The following is a 6,402-nucleotide window of genomic DNA, read 5'->3' as shown; positions in this document are numbered from 1 at the left end:
CACAGCAGTTGTCTTCCTGAGGGGCCCTCACGAACTCGACCGCGCCGGGTGCGTGCGGCCCCGAAGGATCTTCCCGCCCTGGCAAGGACCCAGTCCAGCGGCGAAGTCCCTGCCCCACGAAGGAGATCCTTCGGTCGCGCCCGTCGTCTCGTGAACGGGCGAATCCTGCGCGGGCGCTCCCTCAGGAAATCAACACTGATCTGCAGTGTTTATGCGGATTCTGGATCAGTCCACGCGCTGCGCCACCAGCTCGGGCGCGCCGCCGCCGGTCACGCGCAGGCGCACGACGCGGCCCGCATCGTCGCGCTCGAAGGTAAACTCGCGGTCCAGCTCCCGGATGAAGAAGCGCGGCTCCGTCGCGGAGAGCGGATACAGCACCCGCGGCGCCGGCCAGTTGGCGCCGGCGCCCTCCAGCCGCCCGTCCCGCACCGTGAACTCGAGCGTGACGGGGTTGTCCCCCGCGGACTGGTAGCGGCCGGGGACCCCGGCGAGGGCCGCCGGGTCCAGCGCCGCGGCGGTCTTTTCCACCGGCTGAAAGCGCGGCCAGCCGTACTCGCGCGCCAGGGCGCGCACCAGCTCCGCGCCCAGGTCGCTCCCCGCGTCGGAATTGGTCATGATCACCACGCCCTGGCCCCGCTCGGGGAACAGGAGCATCTGCGCGCGGTAGCCGCGGTTGCTGCCCGTGTGGCCATAGGACGCGGCGGGGGTGCCCATCCGGTCCAGCTGCAGCCCCAGGCCAAAGCCGCCGCCGCTGGCGGAGGGCTGCGGCGTGAGCATCTGCCGCGCGACGTCGGGGGTAAGGGAACCCACGGCCTGTCCGCCGGCCGCGCGCCGCACGGCGATCAGATAGCGCGCCAGGTCCGACGGCGTGGTCCACAGCCCCGCGGCGGCGGTCTCCGGGTAGCGGTTCCATCCGCCGGGCACGGGCGTGCCGCGCCGGTCGTGGCCGCGGGCGGTGCGGGCCGCGCGATCCGGCGCGACGTCCAGGTCGTAGCTGGAGTGCATCATGCCCAGCGGCCGCAGCACCGCCTCGCCCAGGTAGGCAGCGAGCGGCCGGCCCGTCACGTCCTCCACCATCAGCTGCATCACCGTCATCCCGCCGCCGGAGTAGCGCGTCAGCGAGCCGGGCAGGGTGTCCACCCGCACGGGCGCCGTGTTGGCCGGCGCTTGGCCGTCCAGGATCTGCACCGTGGTGGGGAGCGGCGCGCCCGACGGGTAGCCGGGAAAGCCGGAGACCGTGAGCCCGGCGCCGTGGCTCAGCAGCCGCCGCAGGGTCACCTTTTCACGCGCCGTGAACGCGTTCTCCGGCACGCGCCAGGAGCGCAGCGCGGTGTTCACGTCCGCGTCCAGCGACAGGTCGCCGCGCTGCACCAGCAGCAGGGCCCCCACGGTCGCCACGGGCTTGCTGATGGAGGCGGCCTGAAAGAGCGTCGCCGTGTCGGCGGGGGCGCCGCCGGCCTCGAGCACGCCGTACGCGCGCGCCCACTCGATGCGCCCGTCGTTGATGACGGCGATGCTGACGGCCGGCGTGTTCAGCGCCCGCATCCGGTCGGCGATGCCCGCGCCCTGGCCCGGCGTGCCCGCCACGACCACCGGCGTGAGCAGGCCGTTCTCCACGCGCCGGATGCGGGCTTCCAGCGCGGTGTCCTGGGCCGATGCCGACGAGGCCGCCACCAGGGCCGCGACGGAGAGAGAGAGGTGCGTTCGCATGGAAGGATCGTTCGCTCGAGTGCAGGGTGTCCGGCAGGTCACAAAATTGTCGACACCGATAAGGGGCGATACGGTTGCCTTCCCCCGCGGGATTCACCGCCCGCAGAAGACGCGCGGCCATCCGTGGAGATGAACAACACGGAGACGGGCCGGCGGTACGCCGCGCGTCCGGGGAAACGACGGCGAAGACGCGGACCGTCCCCCGAAGCGAAGACGCGCGGCCGGTCTTCGGGGCCGCGCGCCCTCACCCGTGGACGGGGCCAGCTCAGCCTGCGTCCGGCAGGTCCAGCCGCACCCAGCGCGACCAGTCCGACGGGGTGCCGCGGTTGTTGCGGTGCGAGCCGGGGCTCACCTCCGCGCCGTCCGTCTCCGTGGGAAAGAGAAAGAGGGAGCCCAGCAGGATCTCGCCCGTGGGGATTCCCATCCACCCGAACGCGTCCGCCCCGCGCAGGGCGCCGCCGCTGGCCCAGTAGTTGGGGATGCCGCGCGCCTGCGCCGCCAGCAGCAGGTTCTGCACGGCGGCGCCGGCCGCGGCCACGTGCTCCATGTTCTCTTCCGTGGCCTCGAACAGCCCCATGTGCTCGCCCTTCGCGGGGTTGGGCAGCCACGTGGCCTGCACGAGCGCCGAGGCCGCGGCCAGCATCCGCGGGATCTTGCTCTTGTCGCCGCGCGCGAGGAGCGCAAGGCGCAGGGCCCGGCAGCCGTCCGCGTCCACCAGGTAAAAGCGCCACGGGACAATGCTCGTCAGCGCGCCCTCCAGGTGCGTGCGCGCGGCCACGCGGTGGAACGGCGCCCAGCCCGCCACGTCGACGAGCTCCTCCACGACGGGGCGGACGTCCGTCACGGGGAACGCCTCGTCCGCCAGCACCTTGACCGTCCGCCGCTCGCGGATCACGCCGTCTACGATTCCTGCTCGATCCTCAGCCATCTCGCCTTGCATCTGGTCTCTTCCAATCCATGGACGGCGGATGATAACGGGACGGGCCCCGGCGTGTAATCCCCGTCCGGCGGACAAGGCGGGACGGTCAGCTGGACTCCAGGTTCAGCCACACGCGCGAAAAGTCGCCCCGGCGCAGGTCATCCTCGTGCGCCAGCACCTGCAGGTAACCGGCGTCGCCGAACATCAGGTTCACCTCGTCGACGGAATCCACCGTCAGCAGGTGGGTCCACCGCGCGGCGCCGGCCATGTCCAGCGTGCGCCGCCGATCGTACGCGTACCGCCAGGCCGGGTTGACCTCGCGCATCACGTACGCGTCCTCGCGCGGGTCGTAGCCGATGCCGGCCGCGTGGCCCAGCAGCTTGCCGGCATGCCCGCCGCCAAGGGCCCAGCCCAGCGCCTCCATCGTCTCCTCCGCGCCGTCCTCGTCCCCGTCCGCGATGGCCTCGACGAGCGCGTAGTAGTCGCGCGTGGCCCAGCGCGGAAGGTCGGCGCCAAGGTCAAACACAAGCCCGTGGGGCGCCAGGTCGTCGTACCAGTCGGTGATGAGCTCCGCGCCCTCCGGCGGCCGGCGCGGGCGCAGCGGCTCGTCGCCCGTGTAGACGAGGAGCTGATCGGCATGGTCCTCGTTCTCGTCCGCGAACAGGTACAGCATCCCGCGGGACGGCAGCGGATTTTCGGGAAATGGTGGCAGCTCGGCGAGGCGGATCTGCAGGAGAAAGCTCCGCAGACGGCCGAGGGTCGGGTCCACGGGCCAGGGGATGGAGTCCGGCAGGTCCGGCAATCCGCCGATGCGGCTCTGCCCCACGCCGCCCTGCCCCGCCGCGCCCAGGCCGATGTAGATGGCCGGCCGCACCGCCGACAGAATCGTATCGCGGTGCGCGTCCAGCCCGGCCGCGCGGATCGCATCCTCCAGCCGTCCCGTGTCCATCCATCCTCCCGGTGCTCGTCGTCCGTTCTCCTCGCGTGGGGCGGGAGCGTAGCGGCGCGGACATCCCGCGGGCAAGGCGACGGCGCTGGTGATCCATCCGTTCCCGGATATCTTTCCACGCTCGTCCACCCGGCAGGCCAGACCCAGGAAAGGATTCAAACCGATGAGCAGCGGACCGCGGTTCGGGATGGTGGTGGAGTACGTGAAGGACGTGCAGGCGGCGCGCCGCTTCTATGTGGAGGTGATGGGGCTCAGGGCGGAGCGCGAGCACCCCACGTACGTGCAGTTCGAGCACTACGCCATCACGAGCGACGCGGCCCTGGCGGGCAGCGGCGAACCGGAGACGTACTGGCTGGTGGACGACGTGGAGGCGGCCTTCCGCGCCCTGTCCGAGGGGACGGAGATCGTCCTGCCGCTGACCACCAAGCCGTTCGGGACGATGTTCGGCATCCGCAACGCGGACGGGCGGCCGGCGTACCTGCTGCAGTTCGCGGCCAACCGGCCCAGCACGGCCGTGGAGTGACCGCGGCGGAGGCACGTCGCCGGGGCGGGACGCACCGGAACGCGACAACTTCCGCTCCGGACGGCGCGCTACGAAGGCGCTGATACGCGGGCCTTTCCCGCCGCCGCCGGGGAACGTACCTTGCGGCGGCATCCGGCACCGGCCCACGCCGGAAGACACGAGCACGCTCCCGCCTGGCCCATGGCCGGGCCTGCGAAAACGGCAAACCCGTCGAAAGGCGGGGACGCAAAGCCACGAGGCTACCGCCGCGCCCATGCGGCCATGCCGGTCGGGCTACCGAACAGGTGCTGTCCATGCGCACTTCGCCCCACACGCCCCCGCCCGTACCCGGCGCACACCTCGACGTGCTGCGCGGCCTGGCCGCGTCCACCGTGGACCGGCTGCGGCTGGGCGCGTGCGTCATCGTCCCCGACAGCGCCGACGCGTCGCTGCACACGGCCGGCGCGGCCGAGCACCAGCAGGTGCTGCTGGGTCTCCTTCTTCACCACCGCGCCGTCCTGCGCGAGGTGCGCGCGGACGACGCGCGCGTCCTGGACCCGCCGGAGACGGACGGGCCCGCGGCCTTTGCCCCCGGCACCCTCGCCCTCGCCAAGCTCTCGCTTTCCGCCACGGAATCGCTCGGCTGCATGCTCGCCCTGCACCCGGGCGGATGGGCGGACGGGGAGCTCGTGGCCCTGCGCGCGCTGGCCGACACCGCGCTGTCGGAGCTGCGCTGCCTGCGCGAGACGGAGGCGCGGCGCCAGGCGCAGGAACGGGCGTGGCTCATGGAGCGCGCCCTGGACGAGGTGGAGACGGGGGTGACCATCACGAACCAGCAGGGCGCCATCGTCTACACCAACGCGGCCGAGGCGCGCATGCACGGCTACCGGCCCGAGGACCTCGCGGGCCGCCCGGCGCGGTCGCTGGGCCCGCCGGAGCGGTGGAGCGCGGAGGCCGGGCTGCCCCCGCGCCCCCTGCGCCGGTGGATGCGGGAGCGGCTGAACGTGCGGCACGACGGCACCCTCTTTCCCGTCCGCCTGTGGTCCGACGTCGTCTCCGCGGACGACGACCGCCCGCTGGGGCTGGTGACGTGGAGCAAGGACCTGAGCGGCACCCCGGACGGGTCCGCGCCCTCCACGGAGGCCGAGCGCGACGGGCTGACGGGGCTGCCCAACCGGGCGGCCTTCCTGCGCGCGCTGGGGCAGGCGTGCGACGCGCGGCGCGAGGGGCGCGGCGGGCACTTTGCCGTGCTGTTCGTGGACCTGGACCGGTTCAAGGCCGTCAACGACCGCATGGGCCACGCAACGGGCGACGCCTTCCTGGGCATCGTGGGCGAGCGGCTGGCGGCGTCCGTGCGGCCCACGGACCTGGTGGCGCGCATTGGCGGGGACGAGTTCGCGGCCCTGCTGCACGGCGTGGAGCGCGAGCACGACGCAATTGCCGTCGTGCAGCGCATCCAGGCGCTGCTGGGCGCGCCCGCCATCGTGGGCGACGTGGAGATGACGGCGTCCGCCAGCATCGGCGTGGCGCTGGGCGACAGCGCCGACACGCCGGAGGGCATTTTGGCCGTGGCGGACCGGGCCATGTACCGCGCCAAGACGCTGGGCGCGGGGCACCACGGCGTCAGCGAGCCCGGCGTGCTGGCGCACGAGGAGGCGCTGCTGCAGGTGGAAAAGGACCTGCGACGCGCCATCGCCCGGGACGAGCTCCTGCTGCGCTTTCAGCCCATCGTCTGCCTGGAGGACGGGCGGCTGGAGGGGCTGGAGGCACTCGTCCGCTGGAACCACCCGGAGCGCGGGCTGCTGGGTCCGCAGGCGTTCCTGCCCGTGGCCGAGGAGACGGGCAGCATCGTGGAGGTGGACCGCTGGGTGCTGGCCGCCGCCGCGCGCCAGCTGCGCGACTGGGGCAACAATCCCCTGCTGCGCGACGTGCCCGTGAGCGTGAACTTCTCCGGGCGGCACGTGGTGCACCCGCGGCTGGTGCAGGACGTACAGCGCACGCTGCTGGAGAACGGGGTCGAGGCGCGCCGGCTGATCATCGAGGTCACGGAGACGTCGTTCGTGGAGGACTACCAGACGGCGGCGTCCGTGCTGGCGGCCCTGCGCGCGCACGGCGTCCGCATCTGCCTGGACGACTTCGGGACGGGGTACTCGTCGCTGGGCTACCTGCGCCAGTTCGGGTTCGACCGGCTCAAGATCGACCGGTCGTTCATCCAGCGCATCGCGGAAAACGCGTCGGACCAGGCCATCGTCCGGAGCATCGTGGCCCTGGCCGAGGCGCTGAACCTGCGGCTGACGGCGGAAGGCGTGGAGACGGCCGTGC

5 protein-coding genes and 1 riboswitch are annotated in these 6,402 nt (G+C 72.8%); of the genes, 2 read left to right on the top strand and 3 right to left on the bottom strand.

Features of this window, described 5'->3' with window-relative positions; genetic code table 11:
* Positions 1 to 225: 225 nt before the first annotated feature.
* The 3 genes from VFZ20_RS13585 to VFZ20_RS13575 all read right to left on the bottom strand — a co-directional run bounded on the left by VFZ20_RS13585 (position 226) and on the right by VFZ20_RS13575 (position 3,578).
* Complete coding sequence (locus tag VFZ20_RS13585) at positions 226 to 1,710, bottom strand: serine hydrolase domain-containing protein (protein ID WP_329684434.1); 1,485 nt, start codon at positions 1,708 to 1,710, stop codon at positions 226 to 228.
* 265 nt (positions 1,711 to 1,975) lie between these two features.
* The gene (locus VFZ20_RS13580; RefSeq protein ID WP_329684433.1) at positions 1,976 to 2,638 is read right to left on the bottom strand and encodes a nitroreductase family protein; all 663 of its coding nucleotides are present in this window, start codon (positions 2,636 to 2,638) and stop codon (positions 1,976 to 1,978) included.
* Positions 2,639 to 2,735: 97 nt separating this feature from the next.
* Entirely contained in the window at positions 2,736 to 3,578 is an 843-nt protein-coding gene (locus tag VFZ20_RS13575) for a YwqG family protein (protein ID WP_329684432.1), read from the bottom strand.
* 163 nt (positions 3,579 to 3,741) lie between these two features.
* Between VFZ20_RS13575 and VFZ20_RS13570 the strand changes: the two genes are divergently transcribed.
* On the top strand, positions 3,742 to 4,101 hold the full coding sequence (locus VFZ20_RS13570; protein WP_329684431.1) for a VOC family protein: 360 nt from the start codon (positions 3,742 to 3,744) through the stop codon (positions 4,099 to 4,101).
* Between the two features lie 190 nt (positions 4,102 to 4,291).
* Positions 4,292 to 4,382: riboswitch (cyclic di-GMP riboswitch) on the top strand.
* A gap of 12 nt (positions 4,383 to 4,394) precedes the next feature.
* The coding region (locus VFZ20_RS13565; protein WP_329684430.1) for a putative bifunctional diguanylate cyclase/phosphodiesterase at positions 4,395 to 6,402 on the top strand (2,008 nt) is incomplete at its 3' end.

Origin of the sequence: Longimicrobium sp. (assembly GCF_036280135.1) — a bacterium.
Taxonomy (GTDB): Bacteria; Gemmatimonadota; Gemmatimonadetes; order Longimicrobiales; family Longimicrobiaceae; genus Longimicrobium.
The sequence above is the reverse complement of the archived record's forward strand: the minus strand, read 5'-3'. Positions and strand labels throughout refer to the sequence as shown.